The organism is Pseudomonas sp. B37(2017) (assembly GCF_002112885.1).
GTDB classification, from domain to species: domain Bacteria; phylum Pseudomonadota; class Gammaproteobacteria; order Pseudomonadales; family Pseudomonadaceae; genus Aquipseudomonas; species Aquipseudomonas paraglycinae.
This window is the reverse complement of the sequence record NZ_NEIX01000014.1, coordinates 56,488-77,614: the sequence shown is the minus strand read 5'-3', so window position 1 is coordinate 77,614 and position 21,127 is coordinate 56,488. Positions and strand designations below refer to the sequence as shown.

The following is a 21,127-nucleotide window of genomic DNA, read 5'->3' as shown; positions in this document are numbered from 1 at the left end:
TACAGTAACAGCTTGTATGGACAGGAAAAAGACAGAGGTTAATGTGGGGTTAATCGACAAGGCCAAGAGCCCCTCACCCTAGCCCTCTCCCGGAGGGAGAGGGGACTGACCGAGGTGTTTATGAGATGTACGCCGACCTGAAATATCGAGCCGAGCTCAGGATTGGAAAAGCCCCCAATCGGCTCCCTTTCCCCCTCGCCCCCTTGGGGAGAGGGCTGGGGTGAGGGGTGGATCTTAATGGCACCGCAAAATTCGAACCAAAAAAAGCCCCTGAAATTCAGGGGCTCTTTGTCAGTGCGGCTGGTAGACCGTGAGCATCTGCCCAGGCTTGAGTGCCTTGCCGGCGCCCGGATTCCAGCGCTTGAGGTGTTGCATCTCGACGTTGAAGCGCTTGGCCACCACGTACAGCGTGTCGCCACGTTTGACCTTGTACTGGGTCTGCTGCTTGGTGTCGTCCTTGTCTTTGGCCTTGCTGCTGGTCTTGCTGTTGGCAGCGACAACCGTATTGATGCGTCCGCCACTCTTGCGGGTAGGCGTGCGCTGGGTGGTGTCGCGCATGACCAGGGTCTGGCCGACCTTGAGGTTCTTGCCGGTCAGCTTGTTCCAGCGTTGCAGGTCCTTGACCTCGACCTTGTTGGCCTTGGCGATGGAACCGAGGTTGTCGCCACGCTTGACGCGATAGGCGCGCTTGGCCTGGGCGACCTCGCTCGGATCGGCGCCTTCGAACACCGGTTTCAGCGAACGCGGGCTGATCAGCTCTTCAGGACGCATGGTCTGCAGGCTGGCGGTCAGCAGTTGCGCCTTCGAGGTCGGCACCAGCAGGTGCTGCGGGCCGTCGATGGTGGTGCGCTGCTTGAACGCCGGGTTGAGCTGGAACAGCTCGTCTTCGTCGATGTTGGCCACCGCCGCGACCTTGGACAGGTCCATGCGCTGGTTGATTTCGACGACCTGGAAGTAAGGTTCGTTGGCGATCGGGTTGAGGTTCACGCCATAGGCTTCAGGCGTCAGAACCACTTGCGAGAGCGCCAGCAGTTTTGGCACGTAAGCCTGGGTTTCCGCCGGCAGCGGCAGGTTCCAGTAGTCGGTCGGCAAGCCGAGCTTTTCGTTGCGCTCGATGGCGCGGCTGACCGTGCCTTCACCGGCGTTGTACGCGGCCAGGGCCAGCAGCCAGTCACCGTTGAACATGTCGTGCAGGCGGGTCAGGTAGTCCATTGCTGCCGTGGTCGACGCGGTGATGTCGCGACGGCCATCGTAGAAACGGGTCTGACGCAGGTTGAAGTAACGCCCGGTGGAAGGGATGAACTGCCAGAGGCCCACCGCGTCGGCCCGGGAATAGGCCATCGGGTTGTAGGCGCTTTCGATGACCGGCAGCAGGGCCAGTTCCAGCGGCATGTTGCGTTCTTCGAGGCGCTCGACGATGTAATGAATGTAGAGGCTGCCGCGTTCGCCGGCGTTCTCGAGGAAGGAAGGGTTACTGGCGAACCACAGGCGCTGTTGCTCGATGCGCGGGTTTACACCCAGACCATCCTGTAGCTGAAAACCGCCGCGCATACGTTCCCAGATGTCCTGAGGAACCTGCGGGCTGGGCTTTTCCGACAACCAGATAGGCTTCTGCTTGGCTCGCGCAGCAATGTTCGGCGTATGTGTCGCTTCAGTCTGCGGAGCATGGCTGGAACAGCCCGCCAGTGTGGCGGACACAGCCACCGCGATGGCTTGCGCCAGGCGGGTCAAAGCATCTGAATTGACGGACTTACGTATGGATGACGACATTGGCTGGAAGTAAGTTCCGGGCAAAAATGTCGGGCGATTCTAGAAAGCGCACCCCCTGCGGTCAACCATTCAGAATTTTTGTACCAAGCGGTGAGCCACTTAGAACGTATCTTTCCATGCCCGCAGAGCCGCAAAAACCTCACTCGGCGCCCGGTTTTGAGGGCCGTTCCGTTCGTCCACTTTTTGTGTAACTAATATTTCACTGGTGCGCAAAAACGGGTTTGTGAGCTTTTCCAGTGCGAGGGTCGAGGGCAGGGTCATGACGCCGCTGGCACGTTGCTGGCTGACTTTTTCCAGACGGGCGGCGATGTCCCGGTTGCCCGGCTCCACGGCAGCGGCAAATTTCAGGTTGCTCAGGGTGTATTCGTGGGTGCAGTAGACCAGCGTGTCTTCCGGCAGCGCCGCAAGACGGCTCAACGAATGGTGCATCTGTTGCGGCGTGCCTTCGAACAGGCGGCCGCAGCCGGCGGCAAACAGGGTGTCGCCACAGAACAGCAGGCCGTGATGGTAGTAGGCGATGTGTCCCAGGGTGTGGCCGGGCACGGCATAGACTTCGAAGTCCCAGCCGAGCACGCGCACCGTGTCGTTGTCCTTGAGGGCCACGTCGCGCCCCGGAATGCTTTCGCTGGCCGGTCCGTAGACCGTGGCGCCGGTGGCCTTTTTCAGTGTCTCGACGCCGCCGACATGGTCGTGGTGATGGTGAGTGATGAGAATGTCGCCGAGCACCCAGCCCGGATGCGCGTCGAGCCACGCCTGCACGGGGGCGGCATCCCCCGGATCGACCACTGCGCAACGCTGGGTGGCATGATCCTGTAACAACCAGATGTAGTTGTCGGTGAAGGCGGGCAGGGCACTGATCTGTATCATCGTCGAATTCGCCAAGCGGGTAACATTGGCGCATCTTAGAGGTTCCTGGCGTGTTGGAGAATGCAATGATCGATAAAGCGTTCGCTCAGGCCGATCCTGACTGGCTCGCGCTGATCGGTGCAGCCCGTGAATGGCTGTCCGGCCCCCTCGGGCAATTTCTGCTGGACGAAGAACGGCGCATGCTCGAAGACGAGCTGGGGCGGTTCTTCGGTGGTTATCTGGTGCATTACGGCCCGTCCGCCGAAACACCGCCGTCGGCGCCGCAGGTACAGCGCAATGTGCGGTTGGGCGCGCCGTTGCCGGGCGTGGAGATCGTCTGCGAAGAACAGGCCTGGCCATTGAGCGAGCACGCCGCCGACGTGGTGGTGTTGCAGCATGGCCTGGATTTCTGCCTGTCGCCCCACGGTCTTTTGCGCGAAGCGGCCAGCAGCGTGCGCCCCGGCGGGCATCTGCTGATCGTCGGCATCAACCCCTGGAGCACCTGGGGGCTGCGCCATGTGTTCGCCCATGATGCGTTGCGTCAGGCGCGCTGCATCTCGCCGTCACGGGTGGCGGACTGGCTCAACCTGCTGGGCTTCGCGCTGGAGAAACGCCGCTTCGGGTGCTATCGTCCGCCGCTCGCGTCACCCAAGTGGCAGGCCCGTCTGGCCGGCTGGGAACGCAAGGCCGGCGACTGGCAACTGTCGGGCGGCGGCTTCTATCTGCTGGTCGCGCGCAAGATCGTGGTCGGCCTGCGTCCGGTGCGCCAGGAACGCCGCGAGCCGATGGGCAAGCTGATTCCGCTGCCGATGGCCAAGGTCAACCGCCGGCGCATCGAACCGTAAACCTTCTTTTATTGATGGCCGGGTCAATCCCCGGCCTCGGCCATTGTCGATCCGTGATCGGCGAGGCCACGTATTTTTCTGGATAGACTGGCATGAGCGAAAGCGTCGATAGCGTAGAACTGTTCACTGACGGCGCCTGCAAGGGCAACCCCGGCCCGGGCGGCTGGGGCGCCTTGCTGGTGTGCAAGGGCGTCGAAAAGGAACTGTGGGGCGGCGAAGCCAACACCACCAACAACCGCATGGAGCTGCTCGGCGCGATTCGCGGCCTGGAAGCCCTCAAGCGTCCGTGCGAAGTGCTGCTGGTGACCGACTCGCAATACGTGATGAAAGGCATCAACGAGTGGATGGCCAACTGGAAGAAACGCGGCTGGAAAACCGCCGCCAAGGAGCCAGTCAAAAACGCCGACCTGTGGAAAGAGCTCGACGAGCAGGTCAGCCGCCACAAGGTCACCTGGAAATGGGTCCGCGGCCACATCGGCCACCACGGCAACGAACGCGCCGACCAGTTGGCCAACCGTGGAGTGGATGAGGTTCGCGGTTACAAGCAGAGCTGAGTCCTTACCACTGAAACCCTTCCGGCGAGCGTGTTAACATCGCCGCTTTTGCACGATTGACCCCCGTTGAGAGCTGAACACTGATGGCCACCAGATCCGTTGTACTCGATACCGAAACCACCGGCATGCCGGTGACCGACGGCCACCGGATTATCGAAATCGGTTGTGTCGAGCTGATCGGTCGACGCCTGACGGGCCGGCACTTTCACGTTTATCTGCAACCGGATCGCGAGAGTGACGAGGGCGCGATCGGCGTTCACGGCATCACCAACGAATTCCTGGTCGGCAAGCCGCGTTTCGCCGAAGTGGCCGACGAGTTCTTCGAGTTCATCAACGGCGCGCAGTTGATCATCCATAACGCGGCGTTCGACGTTGGCTTCATCAACAACGAATTCGCCCTGATGGGCCAGCAGGATCGCGCGGACATCACGCAGCACTGCACGATCCTCGACACCCTGATGATGGCCCGGGAGCGTCACCCGGGTCAGCGCAACAGCCTCGATGCCTTGTGCAAACGCTACGGCGTCGACAACTCCGGCCGTGAGCTGCACGGCGCATTGCTCGACTCGGAGATTCTCGCCGACGTCTACCTGACCATGACCGGCGGCCAGACCAGCCTGTCGCTGGCCGGCAACGCCTCCGACGGCAATGGCACGGGCAATGGCGCGGACAACTCCGCCACCGAAATCCGTCGTCTGCCGGCAGATCGTCAGCCGGGGCGAGTCATTCGCGCCACCGAAGCCGAGCTGGCCGAACATCAGGTACGTCTGGAAATCATCGCCAAGTCGGCCGGCGCCCCGGCGCTGTGGACTCAGCTGCTGGAAGCCGAAGCTCAGGCGTAAGGCAAAAAAGGATCGTCCGGACACTCAAGCCGTGTCTGGACGATCCTTTGTTTTTGGCAGTACTGACAACTGGCCACCCTCGCCACATCCGCTCCGACCCTCTACCCTGAGGACATTGGCAGATCACTCTCCGCCGCCTCAGGACACTGAGCCCCATGTACAAAGATCTGAAGTTCCCGGTATTGATCGTCCACCGCGACATCAAGGCCGACACGGTTGCCGGTGACCGCATCCGCGGAATCGCCCGAGAGCTGGAGCTGGAAGGTTTCAGTATCGTTTCGGCCACGGACTACACCGAAGGCCGGCTGGTGGCGTCGACCCACCATGGTCTGGCGTGCATGCTGATCGCCGCCGAAGACGCCAGCACCAATTCCCACCTGTTGCAGAACATGGCCGAACTGATCGGTCTGGCCCGGGTGCGGGCGCCGGATCTGCCGATATTTGCCCTTGGCGAGCAAGTCACCCTGGAGAATGCCCCGGCCGATGCCATGGCCGAGCTAAATCAGTTGCGCGGCATTCTCTACTTGTTCGAGGACACGGTGCCGTTTCTCGCCCGGCAAGTGGCGCGGGCTGCGCGTAAATATCTGGACGGGCTGTTGCCGCCATTCTTCAAGGCGCTGGTGCAGCACACGGCCGATTCCAATTATTCCTGGCACACCCCAGGGCATGGCGGTGGCGTGGCTTATCACAAGAGTCCGGTGGGGCAGGCGTTTCACCAGTTCTTCGGGGAAAACACCCTGCGCTCGGATCTGTCGGTCTCGGTGCCGGAGTTGGGCTCGCTGCTCGACCACACCGGGCCGCTGGCCGAGGCGGAAGCGCGAGCCGCGCGCAATTTCGGCGCCGATCACACCTTTTTCGTGATCAATGGCACCTCGACCGCCAACAAGATCGTCTGGCACTCGATGGTCGGGCGCGATGATCTGGTGCTGGTGGATCGCAACTGTCACAAGTCGGTGCTGCACGCGATCATCATGACCGGTGCGATTCCGCTGTACCTCTGTCCGGAACGCAATGAGCTGGGGATCATCGGCCCGATCCCGTTGAGTGAATTCAGCCGCGAATCGATCCAGGCCAAGATCGATGCGAGCCCGCTGACCAAGGGCCGCGAGCCGAAAGTCAAACTGGCGGTGATCACCAACTCCACCTACGACGGCCTCTGCTACAACGCCGAGCTGATCAAGCAGAGTCTGGGCAACAGCGTCGAAGTCCTGCACTTCGACGAGGCCTGGTACGCCTATGCGGCGTTTCACGAATTCTTTGCCGGCCGTTACGGCATGGCCACCTCGCGCAGCGAGGACAGTCCGCTGGTGTTCACCACCCATTCCACCCACAAACTGCTGGCGGCGTTCAGCCAGGCTTCGATGATTCATGTGCAGGATGGCGGCGCGCGGCAACTGGATCGCGACCGGTTCAACGAAGCGTTCATGATGCACATCTCGACGTCGCCGCAGTACAGCATCATCGCCTCGCTGGACGTGGCGTCGGCGATGATGGAAGGACCGGCCGGGCGCTCGCTGCTACAGGAAACCTTCGACGAAGCCCTGAGCTTTCGCCGGGCGCTGGCCAACCTGCGCCAGCACATCGCCGCTGACGATTGGTGGTTCTCGATCTGGCAGCCGCCGGGCGTCGAGGGCATCGACCGGGTGCAGACCGAGGACTGGCTGCTGCAACCCGACGCGGACTGGCACGGTTTCGGCGAGGTCAGCGACGACTACGTACTGCTCGACCCGATCAAGGTCACTCTGGTCATGCCGGGCCTGACCGCCGGCGGCGCTTTGAGCGACAAGGGCATCCCGGCGGCCGTGGTCAGCCGCTTCCTTTGGGAGCGCGGACTGGTGGTCGAGAAAACCGGCCTGTATTCGTTTCTGGTGTTGTTCTCCATGGGCATCACCAAGGGCAAGTGGAGCACGCTGCTGACCGAACTGCTGGAGTTCAAGCGCAGCTACGACGCCAACGTCAGCCTCGATACCTGCCTCAAGTGTGTCGCGCAGGAAGATCCTGTGCGCTATCGCGGCATGGGCCTGCGCGATCTGTGCGATCAGCTCCACGCCTGCTATCGCAGCAACGCCACCGCCAAACATCTCAAACGCATGTACACCGTGCTGCCGGAAATCGCCATGAAACCGGCCCACGCTTACGATCAACTGGTGCGCGGCGAAGTCGAGGCAGTGCCGATCGACGAGCTGGAAGGCCGAGTGGCGGCGGTGATGCTGGTGCCTTATCCGCCGGGGATTCCGCTGATCATGCCCGGCGAACGTTTTACCGAATCCACGCGCTCGATCATCGAATACCTCAGGTTTGCCCGCACGTTCGACGCAACGTTTCCGGGGTTCGTGGTCGATGTGCACGGTCTGCAACACGAAGATGAGGGCAATGGGCGGCAATACACCGTCGATTGCGTCAAGGAATGAGGGCTTTTCCGAGTATGCAACCGGTCATGAATCCGAAATACCCGGGGCTGTCGGTGCGGGTCGCCGACGAGGGTTTTGCCGAATATATCTGGGGCAGCGATTTCAGCTTCGAGGTGGCTGCCTACGGCGCGGCTGAAATCGGCAAGCCCGTGGCGCAATGGGCCGTGACGTCCATCGTGCCGTATCGCAAGTGCTACGGCATCGATCCGGAGGAGTTCAGCAGCTTTCGCGACGCCGCCGACAGCGCGATTTTCATGGCGTATCTGGAGGACGAGCCGGTCGGTCATCTGGTGATCAGCACCAACTGGAACTGCTTCGCCCATATCGATGAACTGGCGGTGCACGCCCCGGCGCGGCGCCATGGTGTGGCCAAGGCCTTGCTCGACGTGGCGCAGTTCTGGAGCCGCAAGAAAAAGCTGCCGGGGATCATGCTGGAAACCCAGAACAACAACCTCGGCGCCTGCCGCCTGTATGAGCGTTGCGGGTATGTGATCGGCGGCATCGACCACCTGCGTTATCGCGGCATCGATCCAAACACCGCCGAAGTGGCGCTGTTCTGGTATCGATTGTTCGATAACCCGCTGGAAAATCCGATCAGTTCGCCAGCATCGCCTCGGCTTGTTCCGTGACGATCCCGAGCAGCGTCTGAATCGCCGCTGACGGCGTGGCGTGTTTGAAGGTCAGGGCATAGAGGCTGATCGGCACCGCCGGCGACAGCGGGCAGACGTCGAGACCGCCCGCCCGTGCGCCGAGGGCGGTGAACGGGTCGACGATCGCCAGGCCTTCGCCGGCCTCGACCATGCTGCGCATCATCTGGTGGGTCTGCACCCGGGTCTGGATGGTCGGCGCCGGGCGCAGGGCCTGGAGCTTGTTTTCCAGGGCCGGGCTCAGCGGGTCCTGGCCTTCGAGGCCGACCATCGCCTGGCCGGCCAGATCCTGCAGGGAAATGTATTTCTGCTTCGGCTGCAGCCAGCCGTGCGGCGCAAGCAATTGCAACTTGCCCTGGGCCAGTGGCTGGCAATCAATGTCGGGGTGTTGTGGGTCGTGCAGGCTCAGGCCCAGATCGCTGTCGCGCAGCAGCAGGTGGCGGACGATGTCGCGGGTCGGTTCGCTGAGCAGGGTGCAGGGCACGTCTGGCAAGCGACGGCGCAGGGCGGCGAGACTTTGCGGCAGCAGTTGCTGGGCCAGCGGCGGGGTGCCGATGATCCGCAGGGGCGGGGCGAGGTATTGCTTGAGGCTGCTGGCCAGCCGTTGCACCGGCTCCAGCGCTTCATAGATGTGGCCGATCTCGACTTGCAGCGCCCGGGCCTCCGGGGTTGGCTGAAGTCGTCCGCGTACGCTGGCGAACAGCATGAAACCAAGCTGACTCTCGGCTTCGCGCAAACGCTCTTCGACCTCGGGCGCCGCTAGTTGCAGCCATTCGGCGGCGGTGCCCACGTGACCGGTCTGCAAAAGCGCCTGAATCACTTCGATATGACGTAAACGCATGCGTGAAGTCCATGTCCGGCCGTTGGGGTCAGTGGCTGAATCCTACCCCAACTCGGCGCGGATGACTTCTGCTCATAACGATCGGTTATGAAGCGACCGATGGCTCGGGTTCGCGGATCAGGGTGATGCCCGACTGAACCAGCAAAAACTCGTTGTCGTCGATCTTGTTGACGCGGTCGCCAATCGCCAGTTTGTAGGTGGTAACGGGCTCCGTGCCGGTGAAACCGTCTGCCGACGGGTTGGATTCCTGGAACTCATGCACGGAATAAACGCGGCCTTCCGCATCTCTTGCATGGAACTGACCGACGAGTACTGCTGCCATCTGCTTAGAACCTCTGGAGATAAAACGCTTGATTTGCGGCTTGGTAGACCTTCATCAAGCTTGGTAAGTTTTCCTACAGGAAAAAAATATTCCAGACGCAGGAAATAACCTTCGGCGTCTGGTGGAATCGTCGCCGGATCATCTATAACTACTGGCTCCTCCCACGGACAGTCGAGAGTCTTCCAATGAGCAATGTCTATAACGTCGCAGTAGTGGTCGGCAGCCTGCGCAAGGCGTCCATCAACCGCAAGGTCGCCCTGGCGCTGGCGGAACTGGCACCGGCCAATCTCAAGCTGAACATTGTCGAAATTGGCGATCTGCCACTCTACAACGAAGACATCGACGGCGATTCACCGCCGGCAGCCTACAGCACTTTCCGGCAAAAAGTGGGTTCATCCGACGCTCTGCTGTTTGTCACCCCGGAGTACAACCGCTCGGTGCCGGCGCCTTTGAAGAACGCCATCGACGTCGGTTCGCGGCCTTATGGCAAGGCTGTCTGGAGCGGCAAACCGGGTGCGGTGATCAGCGTTTCGCCGGGTGCCATCGGCGGTTTCGGCGCCAACCAGCACCTGCGTCAGTCCTTTGTATTCCTCAACGTGCCATGCATGCAGCAGCCGGAAGCCTACCTGGGCGGCGCGGGCACGGCGTTCGACGAGGCGGGCAAGCTGAACGAGTCGGTGAAGCCGTTCCTGCAAAGTTTCATCAATGCTTTTGGTGAGTGGGTGGCGCAGCACAAGAAGTGATCTGGCAATATTTCTGACACGATAACGAACCTGTGGGAGCTGGCTTCCACAGGTTTTTTTGTGTGGTCTGATTCTTTCCCTTTTATTTAAGGCTGTCGCGAATGCTCGCTGCGTCACTGATTTTCCTGCTGACCATTACCCTGGTGATCTGGCAACCCAAAGGCCTCGGGGTCGGCTGGAGTGCAACGTTCGGCGCCATCATTGCGCTGATTTTCGGTGTGGTGCACCTGAGCGACATCCCGCTGGTGTGGCAAATCATCTGGAACGCCACCGGCACGTTCGTGGCGCTGATCATCATCAGCCTGTTGCTCGACGAAGCCGGGTTCTTCGCTTGGGCCGCGTTGCACGTAGCGCGGTGGGGGCGGGGCAGCGGGCGCAAGCTGTTTGCTTTCATGGTGCTGCTCGGCGCGCTGGTGTCGGCGCTGTTCGCCAATGACGGCGCGGCGCTGATCCTCACGCCGATCGTGATTTCCATGCTGCTGGCCCTGCGCTTTTCCCCGGCGGCGACTTTGGCGTTCGTCATGGGCGCGGGCTTCATTGCCGACACCGCGAGCCTGCCGCTGGTAGTGTCGAACCTGGTGAACATCGTCTCGGCCGACTTCTTCCACATCGGATTCAACCGCTATGCGGCGGTGATGGTGCCGGTCAACTTCGTCAGCGTCGCGGCCACGCTGGGCATGCTGCTGTGGTTCTTCCGCCGTGACATTCCCAAGAGTTACGACCCGGAACAGCTTGAGCACCCGGAAACCGCCATTCACGACAAGGCCACGTTCTACGCCGGTTGGGCGGTGTTGCTGATTCTGTTGATCGGCTGTTTCGCGCTGGAACCGCTGGGGATTCCGATCAGCGCGATCTCGGCGGTGTGCGCTGCGCTGTTACTGGCGATTGCCGCGCGCGGGCACAAGATCTCGACGCGCAAGGTGATGAAAGAGGCGCCGTGGCAGATCGTGATTTTCTCGCTGGGCATGTACCTGGTGGTCTACGGTCTGCGCAACGCCGGGCTCACCGATTATCTGGCCGGGTGGCTCGATGTGTTTGCCGGTCACGGTGTGTGGGGCGCGGCGATGGGCACCGGGGTGCTGACGGCCTTGTTGTCATCGATCATGAACAACCTGCCGACGGTGCTGGTCGGGTTACTGTCGATCGATGCCAGCCAGGCCACGGGTGTGGTGAAAGAAGCGATGATCTACGCCAACGTGATCGGCAGCGACCTGGGGCCGAAAATCACCCCGATCGGCAGTCTCGCGACCTTGCTCTGGCTGCATGTGCTGGAGCGCAAGAACATCCGGATCGGCTGGGGTTATTACTTCAAGGTCGGGATTGTGCTGACGGTGCCGGTGTTGCTGGTGACGCTGGCCGCACTGGCTGTGCGGTTGTCGGTTTAATTCTGCCCCGGCACGTTCGGCCACAGATCCGACACCAGAAACAGCCGCTCGGCTTCTTCCCACTCGCCCCGGGCATTTTCGGTCAGGCGCACCATCAGTTGCGCCGGGGCCAGCGGTTCGAGTTCATCGAGCCAGGCCTGCAAATGGCCGTTGCTCCAGGTCTGGTCCGCCGGGTAGTGCGCCGGCGCGAGCCAGGCGTGGCGGGGCAGGGGTTGCCAGCGTCCGTCCGGGCGCTGGGCGACAAACGCTGGCCAGTCTTTCTGATGCAGCCAGCTGCCGCGCAAATGCTGCGGGTGGGCGCCGCTGGGCGGCACGGACTGGCCGGGCCACGGATACAGCAAGTACCCGCCAAGCCACAATTGCGCACTGAACGACCCGACATCCAGCGCCGCCAGCACTTCGCGGCTTTCCGGGCGCGCGGAGATCGGCAGCTGATGCTCGCTCAAATGCGCCAGTTTGCGATCCAGCCGATCATGACAGCCCGGTCCCAGCCATGACGCCGGATCATGACCGTCGCCGTTCTGCGGGCCGAGGTAGAGCTTGATCGCCAGTTCCAGGTGATGCACGCCGTCGCGGTCGCGCAGCAGCATGTCCAGCTCGCCGAGGGTGTGGCCTTCGCGGCGGATCGGCAGGTTGGCGGCGATCAGTTCGATGCCCGGCGCGTGTTCCACCGCAAATTGCCACAACCGCTCGTAATACAGGCCCAGGCGCCGGGTGCGGGCCTGGGACAGCCAGTGCAGCAGGCCGTAACTGTCGCGGTCGAGCTGGCGCAGCCAGTGTTCCAGACGCTCGGGGTCGCTGACCCAGTCGCTGCCCGCCAGCGGATGGCGCTGCGGCCACGGGGTAGCGGCGAGCATCGGCGGGGCGAGGATCACCCACGCCAGATCACGCACCTCGGGGTGGCGTAACTGGTGGGGCAACTGCAGCAAATCGGGAAATAGGATCATCTTGCGAGCATAGCCTCAAACACCGGTGCATCCTCGGGGCTGAAAGGATTTTGTCTATCCGGCGCTTTCGCCCATAATCGTGCTTTTCGCCGTCTCAGTCCCCCGCAGGAGTCCCATGGAGCAATTTCGTAATATCGGCATCATCGGTCGCCTGGGCAGCTCCCAGGTGCTGGATACCGTCCGCCGACTGAAACGCTTCCTGCTCGATCGTCACCTGCATGTGATTCTCGAAGACACCATCGCCGAAGTCCTGCCGGGCCATGGCCTGCAAACCTCGTCGCGCAAGATGCTCGGCGAAGTCTGCGACATGGTCATCGTGGTCGGCGGTGACGGCAGCCTGCTCGGCGCTGCGCGGGCACTGGCCAAGCACAATATTCCGGTGCTCGGGATCAACCGTGGCAGCCTCGGCTTTCTCACCGACATCCGCCCCGACGAGCTGGAAATCAAGGTCGCCGAAGTGCTCGACGGCCATTATCTGGTTGAAAACCGTTTCCTGCTGCAGGCCGAAGTCCGTCGCCACGCCGAGGCCATCGGTCAGGGCGATGCGCTGAACGACGTGGTGCTGCACCCGGGCAAATCGACGCGGATGATCGAGTTCGAGCTGTACATCGACGGCCAGTTTGTCTGCAGCCAGAAGGCTGACGGCCTGATCGTGTCGACTCCGACCGGTTCCACCGCGTACGCACTGTCCGCCGGCGGCCCGATCATGCATCCCAAGCTTGACGCTATTGTGATTGTGCCGATGTACCCCCATACCTTGTCGGGCAGACCGATCGTGGTCGATGGCAACAGTGAGCTGAAAATCGTCGTGTCCAAAGATATGCAGATCTACCCGCAGGTCTCCTGCGACGGGCAGAACCACTTCACCTGCGCGCCGGGCGACACCATCACCGTCAGCAAGAAAGCGCAGAAGCTGCGGCTGATCCATCCGCTCGACCACAACTACTACGAAGTCTGCCGCACCAAGCTCGGCTGGGGCAGCAAGTTGGGTGGTGGAGGCGACTGATGCTCGATCCCGCGCGCAGTTATGACCTGATTGGTGACGTGCACGGATGCGCCCTGACCCTGGAACACCTGCTGGACCGACTCGGTTACCACAAGCAGGGCGGGGTCTGGCGGCATCCATCGCGCATGGCCGTGTTTGTCGGCGACATCATCGACCGTGGCCCGCGGATTCGCGAGGCGCTGCACATCGTTCATGACATGGTCGAGGCCGGTCAGGCGTTGTGCATCATGGGCAACCACGAATTCAACGCGCTCGGCTGGAGCACCCCGGCGCCTCCGGGCAGCGGCAAGCAGTTCGTCCGTGAACACACCCCGCGCCATGCCCGTCTGCTGCATGAAACCCTGACCCAGTTCGAAGACCATCCGGGCGACTGGCACGACTTCCAGCAGTGGTTCTACAAATTGCCGCTGTTCGTCGACGCCGGGCGTTTCCGCGTGGTGCATGCCTGCTGGGATGCCGGCCTGATCGAGCCGCTGCGCGCGCTGTTCCCCGACGGCTGCATTGATGAACACTTCCTCCAGGCCTCGGCCGTACCGGGCAGTTTCGCCTGCACCGTGTTCGATCGCCTGCTGCGCGGCACCGACATGCGCCTGCCGGATGGCCTGACCATGACCAGCGGCGACGGCCTGGTGCGTTCGTTCTTCCGCACCAAGTTCTGGGAAGACGACCCGCAGACCTACGGCGACATCGTGTTCCAGCCAGATGCACTGCCGGAACCGGTGGCGCAAAAGCCGCTGACCTCCAGCGAAAAGAATTCCCTGCTGCGCTACGGCGTCGATGAGCCATTGCTGTTCGTCGGCCACTACTGGCGCAGCGGCAAACCGGCGCCGATCCGCCCGAACCTCGCGTGCCTGGATTACAGCGCGGTGCTGTACGGCAAACTGGTGGCCTATCGTCTGGATCAGGAAACCCGCCTCGATCCGCATAAATTTGTCTGGGTCGACGTCGAGCGGCCGGAGGTGCTGCGATGAGTGCCATAGCCGTCTTGCGTGTGCCGTTGGCGGCGGACCTGAGTGGGTTCGTCAAACTGCTGCAACGCATGCAAGTGCCCCATCGCGTCAGTGAAGAGGCGGGCGAGCAGGTGTTGTGGGTGCCCTCGGAAATCAGCGACGACGTACGTTCGCTGTACGAGCGTTTCCCGGCGGGTGACCCGGATCAGCAACTGGAAATTCCGGTGGCGCCGACGTTCAAGCGCCCGAGCTTTGCCGAGCAACTGAAACATGCCAAAGCCACCGGGTTCATTCTGCTGCTGAGCCTGATCGTCGGCGGGTTGACCTTTCTCGGCGACAACCTCGAGACGATGCGCTGGCTGACCTTCCTCGATTTCCGCGTGGTCGGCGACTACATCCACTTCACACCGCTGGCCGACAGCCTGGCGGCGGGGCAGTGGTGGCGCCTGTTCACGCCGATGCTGATTCACTTCGGCATCCTGCACCTGGCCATGAACGGCATGTGGTACTGGGAGCTGGGGCGGCGCATCGAGTCGCGCCAGGGCAGCGTCAACCTGATCGGCCTGACGCTGCTGTTCGGCCTCGTTTCCAACTATGCGCAGTTCGCGTGGGGCGGCCCGAGCCTGTTCGGCGGCCTGTCCGGCGTACTTTACGGATTGCTCGGTCACTGCTGGATCTTCCAGTTGCTGGCGCCGAACCCGGCCTATCGCCTGCCGCGCGGCGTGCTGGTGATGATGCTGGTGTGGTTGCTGGTGTGCATGTCCGGGCTGATCTCGATGATCGGTTTCGGCGAAATCGCCAACGCCGCCCACGTCGGCGGGTTACTCATCGGATGCTTCACCGGTTTGTTGGGCGGTTTGTACAACCGCCGTAAACTGGCCGCCTGAATTTTTTTGAATAAAGAGCACGGAGACCCTGATGTCCTCTTTTAACGATTTGATCAAGAACATCACCCCGGATATCTACCAGAGCCTGAAACTGGCCGTGGAGATCGGTAAGTGGTCGGACGGTGGCAAACTCACCGCCGAACAGCGTGAACTGTCGTTGCAGGCGATGATCGCCTGGGAAATGCAGAACCTGCCCGAAGAAGAGCGCACCGGTTACATGGGCCCGCAGGAATGTGCGTCGAAGTCGATCGAAGTGCCGAACATCCTGTTCAAGTCGGACGCCATCCATTGATCGAGATCGGCCGCGGTGCAATCAGTAAAATGTCGGCGCGCCTGGACGGGCCGAACGTGCAATACGCGTTTCGTCTGGATGACGTCGAGGTGCCGGTCAACCCGTTGATCGGCAGCACGGTGCGTCTGGAATACCTGGGGGCGATCCACTGCACCCATTGCGGGCGCAAGACCAAGACCAGTTTCAGTCAGGGTTACTGCTACCCGTGCATGACCAAACTGGCCCAGTGCGACATCTGCATCATGAGCCCGGAACGCTGCCACTTCGAGGCCGGCACCTGCCGGGAGCCTGAGTGGGGCGAGAAGTTCTGCATGACCGACCACGTCGTCTACCTGGCCAATTCGTCGGGGATCAAGGTCGGCATCACTCGCGCAACTCAACTGCCGACTCGTTGGCTCGATCAGGGCGCCAGTCAGGCGTTGCCGATCATGCGCGTTTCCACGCGGCAGCAGTCGGGGTTCGTCGAAGACCTGTTCCGCAGCCAGGTGGCGGACAAGACCAACTGGCGCGCCTTGCTAAAGGGTGATGCGGCGGCGGTGGATCTGGCGCAGGTGCGCGATCAGTTGTTCGCCAGCTGCGCCGAAGGCCTGCAAGGCTTGCAGGAGCGTTTCGGTCTGCAGGCGATTCAGCCGGTCACCGATGTCGAGCCGCTGGAAATCCGTTACCCGGTCGAGCAGTACCCGGCCAAGATCGTCAGCTTCAACCTGGACAAGAACCCGATTGCCGAAGGCACGCTGTTGGGGATCAAGGGCCAGTACCTGATCTTCGACACCGGCGTGATCAACATTCGCAAGTACACGGCCTATCAGCTCGCCGTGCATCAATAAGGACTTCAGCATGCGCACCGAACAACCGAAGATGATTTACCTGAAGGACTATCAGGCGCCCGAGTACCTGATCGATGAAACACACCTGACCTTCGAGTTGTTCGAGGACCACAGCCTGGTCCACGCGCAACTGGTGATGCGCCGCAACCCGGCCCGAGGCCCGGGCCTGCCGCCGCTGGTGCTCGATGGCCAGCAACTGGAATTGCTCTCGGTGACCCTGGCAGACCAGGAACTGAGCGCCGACGATTACCAACTGACCGAGAACCACCTGACCCTGCAACCGGCCAGCGAAACCTTCACGGTCGACACCAGTGTCAAGATCCACCCGGAAACCAACACCGCACTGGAAGGCCTGTACAAGTCCGGCACGATGTTCTGCACCCAGTGCGAGGCCGAAGGTTTCCGCAAGATCACCTATTACCTCGACCGCCCGGACGTGATGAGCAAGTTCACCACCACCGTGGTCGCCGAGCAGCACAGCTATCCGGTGCTGCTGTCCAACGGCAACCCGATCGCCAGCGGTCCCGGCGAAGACGGCCGGCACTGGGCGACCTGGGAAGACCCGTTCATGAAACCGGCGTACCTGTTCGCGCTGGTGGCCGGTGACTTGTGGTGCGTTGAAGACTCTTTCACCACCATGACCAACCGCAACGTGGCGCTGCGCATTTATGTCGAGCCGGAAAACATCGACAAGTGCCAGCACGCCATGAACAGCCTGAAGAAGTCGATGCGCTGGGACGAAGAGGTCTACGGTCGCGAGTACGATCTGGACATCTTCATGATCGTCGCCGTGAACGACTTCAACATGGGCGCGATGGAGAACAAGGGCCTCAACATCTTCAACTCCAGCGCCGTGCTGGCCCGTGCCGAAACCGCCACCGACGCCGCGCACCAGCGCGTTGAAGCGATCGTCGCCCACGAATACTTCCACAACTGGTCGGGCAACCGCGTGACCTGCCGCGACTGGTTCCAGCTGTCGCTGAAGGAAGGTTTCACCGTATTCCGCGATTCCGGCTTCTCCGCCGACATGAACTCGGCCACGGTCAAGCGCATTCAGGACGTGGCGTACCTGCGTACCCACCAGTTCGCCGAAGATGCCGGCCCGATGGCCCACGCCGTGCGCCCGGACAGCTTCATCGAGATTTCCAACTTCTACACCCTGACCGTGTACGAAAAGGGCTCGGAAGTGGTCGGCATGATCCACACCCTGCTGGGCGCCGAAGGCTTCCGCAAGGGCAGCGACCTGTACTTCGAACGCCATGACGGCCAGGCCGTGACCTGCGATGACTTCATCAAGGCCATGGAAGATGCCAATGGCGTGGACCTGACCCAGTTCAAGCGCTGGTACAGCCAGGCCGGCACACCGCGTCTGGCGGTGAGCGAGTCTTACGACGGTGCTGCGAAAACCTACAGACTGACCTTCCGCCAGAGCTGCCCGGAAACCCCGGACAAGGTTGAAAAGCTGCCGTTCGTGATCCCGGTGGAGCTGGGCCTGCTCGACAGTCAGGGCAACGAGATTGCCCTGCGTCTGTCCGGCGAAGCCTCGGCCCAAGGCACTAGCCGAGTGATCTCGGTGACCGAAGCCGAACAGACCTTCACCTTCGTCGACATTGCCGAACAGCCGCTGCCTTCGTTGCTGCGCGGCTTCTCGGCGCCGGTGAAACTGAGCTTCCCGTACAACCGCGATCAGTTGATGTTCCTGATGCAACACGACAGCGACGGTTTCAACCGCTGGGATGCCGGCCAGCAACTGTCGGTGCAGGTGCTGCAAGAGTTGATCGGCCAGCAGCAGAAGGGCGAAAGCCTGGTGCTCGACCCACGTCTGGTTTCCGCGCTGCGCACCGTGCTGTCGGACGAGTCGCTGGATCAGGCGATGGTCGCGGAAATGCTCTCGCTGCCAAGCGAAGCCTACCTGACCGAAATCAGCGAAATCGCCGACGTGGACGCGATCCACACCGCCCGCGAGTTCGCCCGTCAGCAACTGGCGGACAACCTGTTTGAAGCCTTGTGGCTGCGTTATCAGGCCAACCGCGACCTGTCGAAGCAAACCCCGTACGTGGCAGAGGCCGAGCATTTCGCCCGTCGCGCATTGCAGAACATCGCGCTGTCGTACCTGATGCTCAGCGGCAAGCCGGAAGTGCTGGCGGCAACGCTGGAACAGTTCGACAGCTGCGACAACATGACCGAACGCCTGACCGCGCTGGCGGTACTGGTCAACTCGCCGTTCGACGAGCAGAAAGCCAAAGCCCTGGCCAGTTTCGCCGAGCACTTCAAGGACAATCCGCTGGTCATGGATCAGTGGTTCAGCGTGCAGGCCGGCAGCACCTTGCCGGGCGGTCTGGAGCGCGTGAAAGCGCTGATGCAGCACCCGGCGTTCAACATCAAGAACCCGAACAAGGTGCGCGCGCTGGTCGGTGCTTTTGCCGGGCAGAACCTGATCAACTTCCATGCGGCGGACGGTTCGGGCTATCGCTTCCTCGCGGATCTGGTGATCGAACTGAACGGCTTCAACCCGCAGATCGCTTCGCGTCAACTGGCGCCGCTGACACGCTGGCGCAAGTATGACGGCGCTCGTCAGGCGCTGATGAGGGGGGAGCTGGAGCGGATTCTGGCTTCGGGGCAGCTGTCCAGTGATGTGTATGAAGTGGTCAGCAAAAGCCTTGCCTGAAGCTGTTTCAGGGCAATAAAAAAACGCCGCTCAATGAGCGGCGTTTTTGTGGGTGGATGAAAAAGGTTTATTGGCGCAAATCAAACCGATCCAGATCCATCACCTTCGCCCACGCAGCAACGAAGTCGTTGACGAACTTTTCCTTCGCATCGGAGCTGGCATACACCTCGGCCAGCGCCCGCAGTACGGCGTTGGAACCGAACACCAGATCGACCCGGGTCGCCGTCCATTTCACGCTGCCGGTTTTACGGTCGCGGCCTTCGAACTCGGTTTTCGACGTCGGTTTCCATTCCACGCCCATGTCCAGCAGGTTGCGGAAGAAGTCGTTTGTGAGGGAGCCGGGTTTGTCGGTGAACACCCCGTGTTTCGTCTTGCCGACGTTGGTGTCCAGCACGCGCAGACCGCCGATCAGCACGGTCATTTCCGGGGCGGAAAGGGTCAGCAGTTGTGCCTTGTCGATCAGCAACGCTTCGGCCGGCACGCGGTAGGTGTTGGCGGCGTAGTTGCGGAAGCCGTCGGTATGCGGCTCGAGGAAGCCGAATGACTCGACATCGGTTTGCTCCTGAGTTGCATCGGTGCGCCCCGGATTGAACGGCACGGTCACGGTATGCCCGGCGTTTTGCGCCGCTTGCTCGACACCGGCGTTACCGGCCAGCACGATCAGGTCCGCCAGCGAGACTTGCTTGCCTGTCGCTCCAGTGTTGAACTCGTTTTGAATGCCCTCGAGGACTTTCAGCACCTTGTCCAGTTGCTCCGGCTGGTTGGCCTGCCAGAATTTCTGCGGTGCCAGACGCAGACGCCCGCCATTGGCGCCGCCGCGTTTGTCCGAGCCCCGGAAGGTCGATGCGGCCGCCCAGGCAGTGGAAACCAGTTCCGAAACGGACAGCCCCGACGCCAGTACTTTGCCTTTCAGCGCCCTGATATCGCTGTCATCCACCAGTGGATGTTTGGCTTCGGGAATCGGGTCTTGCCACAGCAGTTCTTCCTGGGGCAATTCCGGGCCGAGATAACGCGAGAGCGGGCCCATGTCGCGGTGAATCAGTTTGTACCAGGCCCGGGCGAAGGCGTCGGCCAGTTGATCGGGATTGGCCAGGAAACGCCGCGAAATTTTCTCGTAGGCCGGGTCGAAACGCAGGGCCAGGTCAGAGGTGAGCATGGTCGGGTCGATGCGTTTGTTCGGGTCGTGGGCGTGGGGAATGGTGCCTGCGCCGGCGCCGTTTTTCGGTTTCCACTGATGGGCACCGGCCGGGCTCTTGGTCAGTTCCCACTCGAAGCCGAACAGGTTTTCCAGGTAATTGTTGCTCCACTTCGTCGGGGTGGTGGTCCAGGTGACTTCCAGGCCGCTGGTGATGGTGTCGGCGCCCTTGCCGGTGCCGAAGGTGCTTTTCCAACCCAGGCCTTGTTCTTCGAGGCCGGCGGCTTCCGGTTCCGGGCCGACGTTATCGGCAGGGCCGGCGCCGTGGGTCTTGCCGAAGGCGTGGCCGCCGGCGATCAGGGCGACGGTTTCCTCATCGTTCATGGCCATGCGGCCGAAGGTTTCGCGGATGTCCTTGGCCGAGGCCACCGGGTCGGGATTGCCTTCCGGACCTTCCGGGTTCACGTAGATCAGGCCCATCTGCACGGCGGCGAGCGGGTTCTCGAGGTTGCGTTCGCCCTGGTTGGTGCGGCTTTCCTCATTGCCGTGTTCGGCGGGCTCGGCCACCAGTGTGCCTTCGCCCGGCGGCTGCATGGATTCCGGATCCTTGCCGTAGCGGTTGTCGCCGCCCAGCCATTTGTTTTCCGAGCCCCAGTACACGTCTTCATCCGGTTCCCAGACGTCCGCGCGGCCACCGGAGAAACCGAAGGTCTTGAAGCCCATGGATTCCAGCGCGACGTTACCGGTGAGCACGATCAGGTCAGCCCAGGAAATGTTGCGGCCGTATTTCTGCTTGATCGGCCACAGCAGGCGGCGGGCCTTGTCGAGGCTGACGTTGTCCGGCCAGCTGTTGAGCGGGGCGAAGCGTTGCTGGCCGGAGCCGGCGCCACCACGGCCGTCAGCGGTGCGATAGGTGCCGGCGCTGTGCCAGGCCATGCGGATGAAGAGCGGGCCGTAGTGGCCGAAGTCCGCTGGCCACCACTCCTGGGAGTCGGTCATCAGCGCCGTCAGATCGCGTTTGAGAGCCTGGAAATCCAGGCTCTTGAAAGCCTTGGCGTAGTCGAAGTCCTTGCCCATCGGATCGGATGCGGGCGAGTGCTGACTCAGGATTTTCAGGTTCAGTTGATTCGGCCACCAATCGCGGTTCGTCGTGCCACCGCCGGCGGCGTGATTGAACGGGCATTTCGATTCATTTGCCATGTTCGGGTC

The 21,127-nt window shown here is 62.0% G+C and carries 19 protein-coding genes; 13 read left to right on the top strand and 6 right to left on the bottom strand.

Going from position 1 to position 21,127, the window contains the following annotated elements; translation table 11 throughout:
• Positions 1–291: 291 nt before the first annotated feature.
• Entirely contained in the window at positions 292–1,770 is a 1,479-nt protein-coding gene (locus CAF90_RS26160; protein ID WP_085608961.1) for a transglycosylase SLT domain-containing protein, read from the bottom strand.
• A 99-nt stretch (positions 1,771–1,869) separates the two neighbouring features.
• The gene (gene gloB / locus CAF90_RS26155) at positions 1,870–2,637 is read right to left on the bottom strand and encodes a hydroxyacylglutathione hydrolase (RefSeq protein WP_085609002.1); all 768 of its coding nucleotides are present in this window, start codon (positions 2,635–2,637) and stop codon (positions 1,870–1,872) included.
• A gap of 65 nt (positions 2,638–2,702) precedes the next feature.
• Here gloB and CAF90_RS26150 point away from each other — a divergent pair, with 65 nt between their 5' ends.
• The 5 genes from CAF90_RS26150 (at position 2,703) to CAF90_RS26130 (ending at position 7,897) form a co-directional block, all read left to right on the top strand.
• Positions 2,703–3,461 carry a methyltransferase domain-containing protein gene (locus CAF90_RS26150; RefSeq protein ID WP_007956935.1) on the top strand — a complete coding sequence of 253 codons (759 nt, stop codon included), beginning with the start codon at positions 2,703–2,705 and terminating at the stop codon, positions 3,459–3,461.
• A gap of 92 nt (positions 3,462–3,553) precedes the next feature.
• Positions 3,554–4,015, top strand: a complete 462-nt coding sequence (gene rnhA / locus CAF90_RS26145) for a ribonuclease HI (RefSeq protein WP_085608960.1) — start codon at positions 3,554–3,556, stop codon at positions 4,013–4,015.
• A gap of 83 nt (positions 4,016–4,098) precedes the next feature.
• Entirely contained in the window at positions 4,099–4,857 is a 759-nt protein-coding gene (gene dnaQ / locus CAF90_RS26140; protein ID WP_085608959.1) for a DNA polymerase III subunit epsilon, read from the top strand.
• A gap of 155 nt (positions 4,858–5,012) precedes the next feature.
• Positions 5,013–7,268 carry an Orn/Lys/Arg decarboxylase N-terminal domain-containing protein gene (locus CAF90_RS26135; RefSeq protein ID WP_085608958.1) on the top strand — a complete coding sequence of 752 codons (2,256 nt, stop codon included), beginning with the start codon at positions 5,013–5,015 and terminating at the stop codon, positions 7,266–7,268.
• Between the two features lie 14 nt (positions 7,269–7,282).
• On the top strand, positions 7,283–7,897 hold the full coding sequence (locus CAF90_RS26130) for a GNAT family N-acetyltransferase (RefSeq protein ID WP_085608957.1): 615 nt from the start codon (positions 7,283–7,285) through the stop codon (positions 7,895–7,897).
• Here CAF90_RS26130 and CAF90_RS26125 read toward each other — a convergent pair.
• Positions 7,863–8,756: a LysR family transcriptional regulator gene (locus tag CAF90_RS26125; protein WP_085608956.1), complete on the bottom strand. Its 894-nt coding sequence runs from the start codon at positions 8,754–8,756 to the stop codon at positions 7,863–7,865. The genes CAF90_RS26130 and CAF90_RS26125 overlap by 35 nt on opposite strands.
• Positions 8,757–8,841: 85 nt before the next feature.
• Positions 8,842–9,078 carry a hypothetical protein gene (locus CAF90_RS26120; RefSeq protein WP_007956926.1) on the bottom strand — a complete coding sequence of 79 codons (237 nt, stop codon included), beginning with the start codon at positions 9,076–9,078 and terminating at the stop codon, positions 8,842–8,844.
• 185 nt (positions 9,079–9,263) lie between these two features.
• Between CAF90_RS26120 and CAF90_RS26115 the strand changes: the two genes are divergently transcribed.
• Positions 9,264–9,821, top strand: coding sequence for an NADPH-dependent FMN reductase (locus tag CAF90_RS26115; RefSeq protein ID WP_085608955.1), 558 nt, complete (start codon positions 9,264–9,266; stop codon positions 9,819–9,821).
• A gap of 101 nt (positions 9,822–9,922) precedes the next feature.
• The gene (locus CAF90_RS26110) at positions 9,923–11,206 is read left to right on the top strand and encodes an arsenic transporter (RefSeq protein ID WP_007956922.1); all 1,284 of its coding nucleotides are present in this window, start codon (positions 9,923–9,925) and stop codon (positions 11,204–11,206) included.
• On the opposite strand, the gene CAF90_RS26105 is transcribed toward CAF90_RS26110, so the two are convergent.
• The gene (locus CAF90_RS26105) at positions 11,203–12,153 is read right to left on the bottom strand and encodes a DUF1853 family protein (RefSeq protein WP_085608954.1); all 951 of its coding nucleotides are present in this window, start codon (positions 12,151–12,153) and stop codon (positions 11,203–11,205) included. The two genes, CAF90_RS26110 and CAF90_RS26105, sit on opposite strands and share 4 nt — an antisense overlap.
• A gap of 115 nt (positions 12,154–12,268) precedes the next feature.
• Here CAF90_RS26105 and CAF90_RS26100 point away from each other — a divergent pair, with 115 nt between their 5' ends.
• Genes CAF90_RS26100 through pepN form a run of 6 tightly spaced genes read left to right on the top strand, consistent with a single transcriptional unit; the run spans position 12,269 to position 18,783 of the window.
• Positions 12,269–13,159 (top strand): NAD(+) kinase, encoded by an 891-nt coding sequence (locus CAF90_RS26100; RefSeq protein WP_007956919.1) that lies wholly within the window; start codon positions 12,269–12,271, stop codon positions 13,157–13,159.
• Complete coding sequence (locus CAF90_RS26095; RefSeq protein WP_371855265.1) at positions 13,156–14,130, top strand: metallophosphoesterase; 975 nt, start codon at positions 13,156–13,158, stop codon at positions 14,128–14,130. Before CAF90_RS26100 ends, CAF90_RS26095 begins: the two co-directional genes overlap by 4 nt.
• A complete protein-coding gene (locus CAF90_RS26090; RefSeq protein ID WP_007956915.1) occupies positions 14,127–14,996 on the top strand; it encodes a rhomboid family intramembrane serine protease in 870 nt (289 codons plus the stop codon). Before CAF90_RS26095 ends, CAF90_RS26090 begins: the two co-directional genes overlap by 4 nt.
• Before the next feature lie 31 nt (positions 14,997–15,027).
• Positions 15,028–15,288 carry a YeaC family protein gene (locus CAF90_RS26085; protein WP_007956913.1) on the top strand — a complete coding sequence of 87 codons (261 nt, stop codon included), beginning with the start codon at positions 15,028–15,030 and terminating at the stop codon, positions 15,286–15,288.
• Positions 15,285–16,115 carry a DUF2797 domain-containing protein gene (locus tag CAF90_RS26080; protein WP_085608953.1) on the top strand — a complete coding sequence of 277 codons (831 nt, stop codon included), beginning with the start codon at positions 15,285–15,287 and terminating at the stop codon, positions 16,113–16,115. Before CAF90_RS26085 ends, CAF90_RS26080 begins: the two co-directional genes overlap by 4 nt.
• Positions 16,116–16,125: 10 nt before the next feature.
• On the top strand, positions 16,126–18,783 hold the full coding sequence (gene pepN, locus CAF90_RS26075) for an aminopeptidase N (RefSeq protein WP_085608952.1): 2,658 nt from the start codon (positions 16,126–16,128) through the stop codon (positions 18,781–18,783).
• A 67-nt stretch (positions 18,784–18,850) separates the two neighbouring features.
• On the opposite strand, the gene katG is transcribed toward pepN, so the two are convergent.
• Positions 18,851–21,118 carry a catalase/peroxidase HPI gene (katG, locus tag CAF90_RS26070; protein ID WP_085608951.1) on the bottom strand — a complete coding sequence of 756 codons (2,268 nt, stop codon included), beginning with the start codon at positions 21,116–21,118 and terminating at the stop codon, positions 18,851–18,853.
• Positions 21,119–21,127: the final 9 nt, after the last annotated feature.

Bases quoted from the DNA above. Each gene is read 5' to 3' on its own strand.
- CAF90_RS26160 (WP_085608961.1), bottom strand. From the start codon at position 1,770: ATGTCGTCATCCATACGTAAGTCCGTCAATTCAGATGCTTTGACCCGC.
- gloB (WP_085609002.1), bottom strand. From the start codon at position 2,637: ATGATACAGATCAGTGCCCTGCCCGCCTTCACCGACAACTACATCTGG.
- CAF90_RS26150 (WP_007956935.1), top strand. From the start codon at position 2,703: ATGATCGATAAAGCGTTCGCTCAGGCCGATCCTGACTGGCTCGCGCTG.
- rnhA (WP_085608960.1), top strand. From the start codon at position 3,554: ATGAGCGAAAGCGTCGATAGCGTAGAACTGTTCACTGACGGCGCCTGC.
- dnaQ (WP_085608959.1), top strand. From the start codon at position 4,099: ATGGCCACCAGATCCGTTGTACTCGATACCGAAACCACCGGCATGCCG.
- CAF90_RS26135 (WP_085608958.1), top strand. From the start codon at position 5,013: ATGTACAAAGATCTGAAGTTCCCGGTATTGATCGTCCACCGCGACATC.
- CAF90_RS26130 (WP_085608957.1), top strand. From the start codon at position 7,283: ATGCAACCGGTCATGAATCCGAAATACCCGGGGCTGTCGGTGCGGGTC.
- CAF90_RS26125 (WP_085608956.1), bottom strand. From the start codon at position 8,756: ATGCGTTTACGTCATATCGAAGTGATTCAGGCGCTTTTGCAGACCGGT.
- CAF90_RS26120 (WP_007956926.1), bottom strand. From the start codon at position 9,078: ATGGCAGCAGTACTCGTCGGTCAGTTCCATGCAAGAGATGCGGAAGGC.
- CAF90_RS26115 (WP_085608955.1), top strand. From the start codon at position 9,264: ATGAGCAATGTCTATAACGTCGCAGTAGTGGTCGGCAGCCTGCGCAAG.
- CAF90_RS26110 (WP_007956922.1), top strand. From the start codon at position 9,923: ATGCTCGCTGCGTCACTGATTTTCCTGCTGACCATTACCCTGGTGATC.
- CAF90_RS26105 (WP_085608954.1), bottom strand. From the start codon at position 12,153: ATGATCCTATTTCCCGATTTGCTGCAGTTGCCCCACCAGTTACGCCAC.
- CAF90_RS26100 (WP_007956919.1), top strand. From the start codon at position 12,269: ATGGAGCAATTTCGTAATATCGGCATCATCGGTCGCCTGGGCAGCTCC.
- CAF90_RS26090 (WP_007956915.1), top strand. From the start codon at position 14,127: ATGAGTGCCATAGCCGTCTTGCGTGTGCCGTTGGCGGCGGACCTGAGT.
- CAF90_RS26085 (WP_007956913.1), top strand. From the start codon at position 15,028: ATGTCCTCTTTTAACGATTTGATCAAGAACATCACCCCGGATATCTAC.
- pepN (WP_085608952.1), top strand. From the start codon at position 16,126: ATGCGCACCGAACAACCGAAGATGATTTACCTGAAGGACTATCAGGCG.
- katG (WP_085608951.1), bottom strand. From the start codon at position 21,118: ATGGCAAATGAATCGAAATGCCCGTTCAATCACGCCGCCGGCGGTGGC.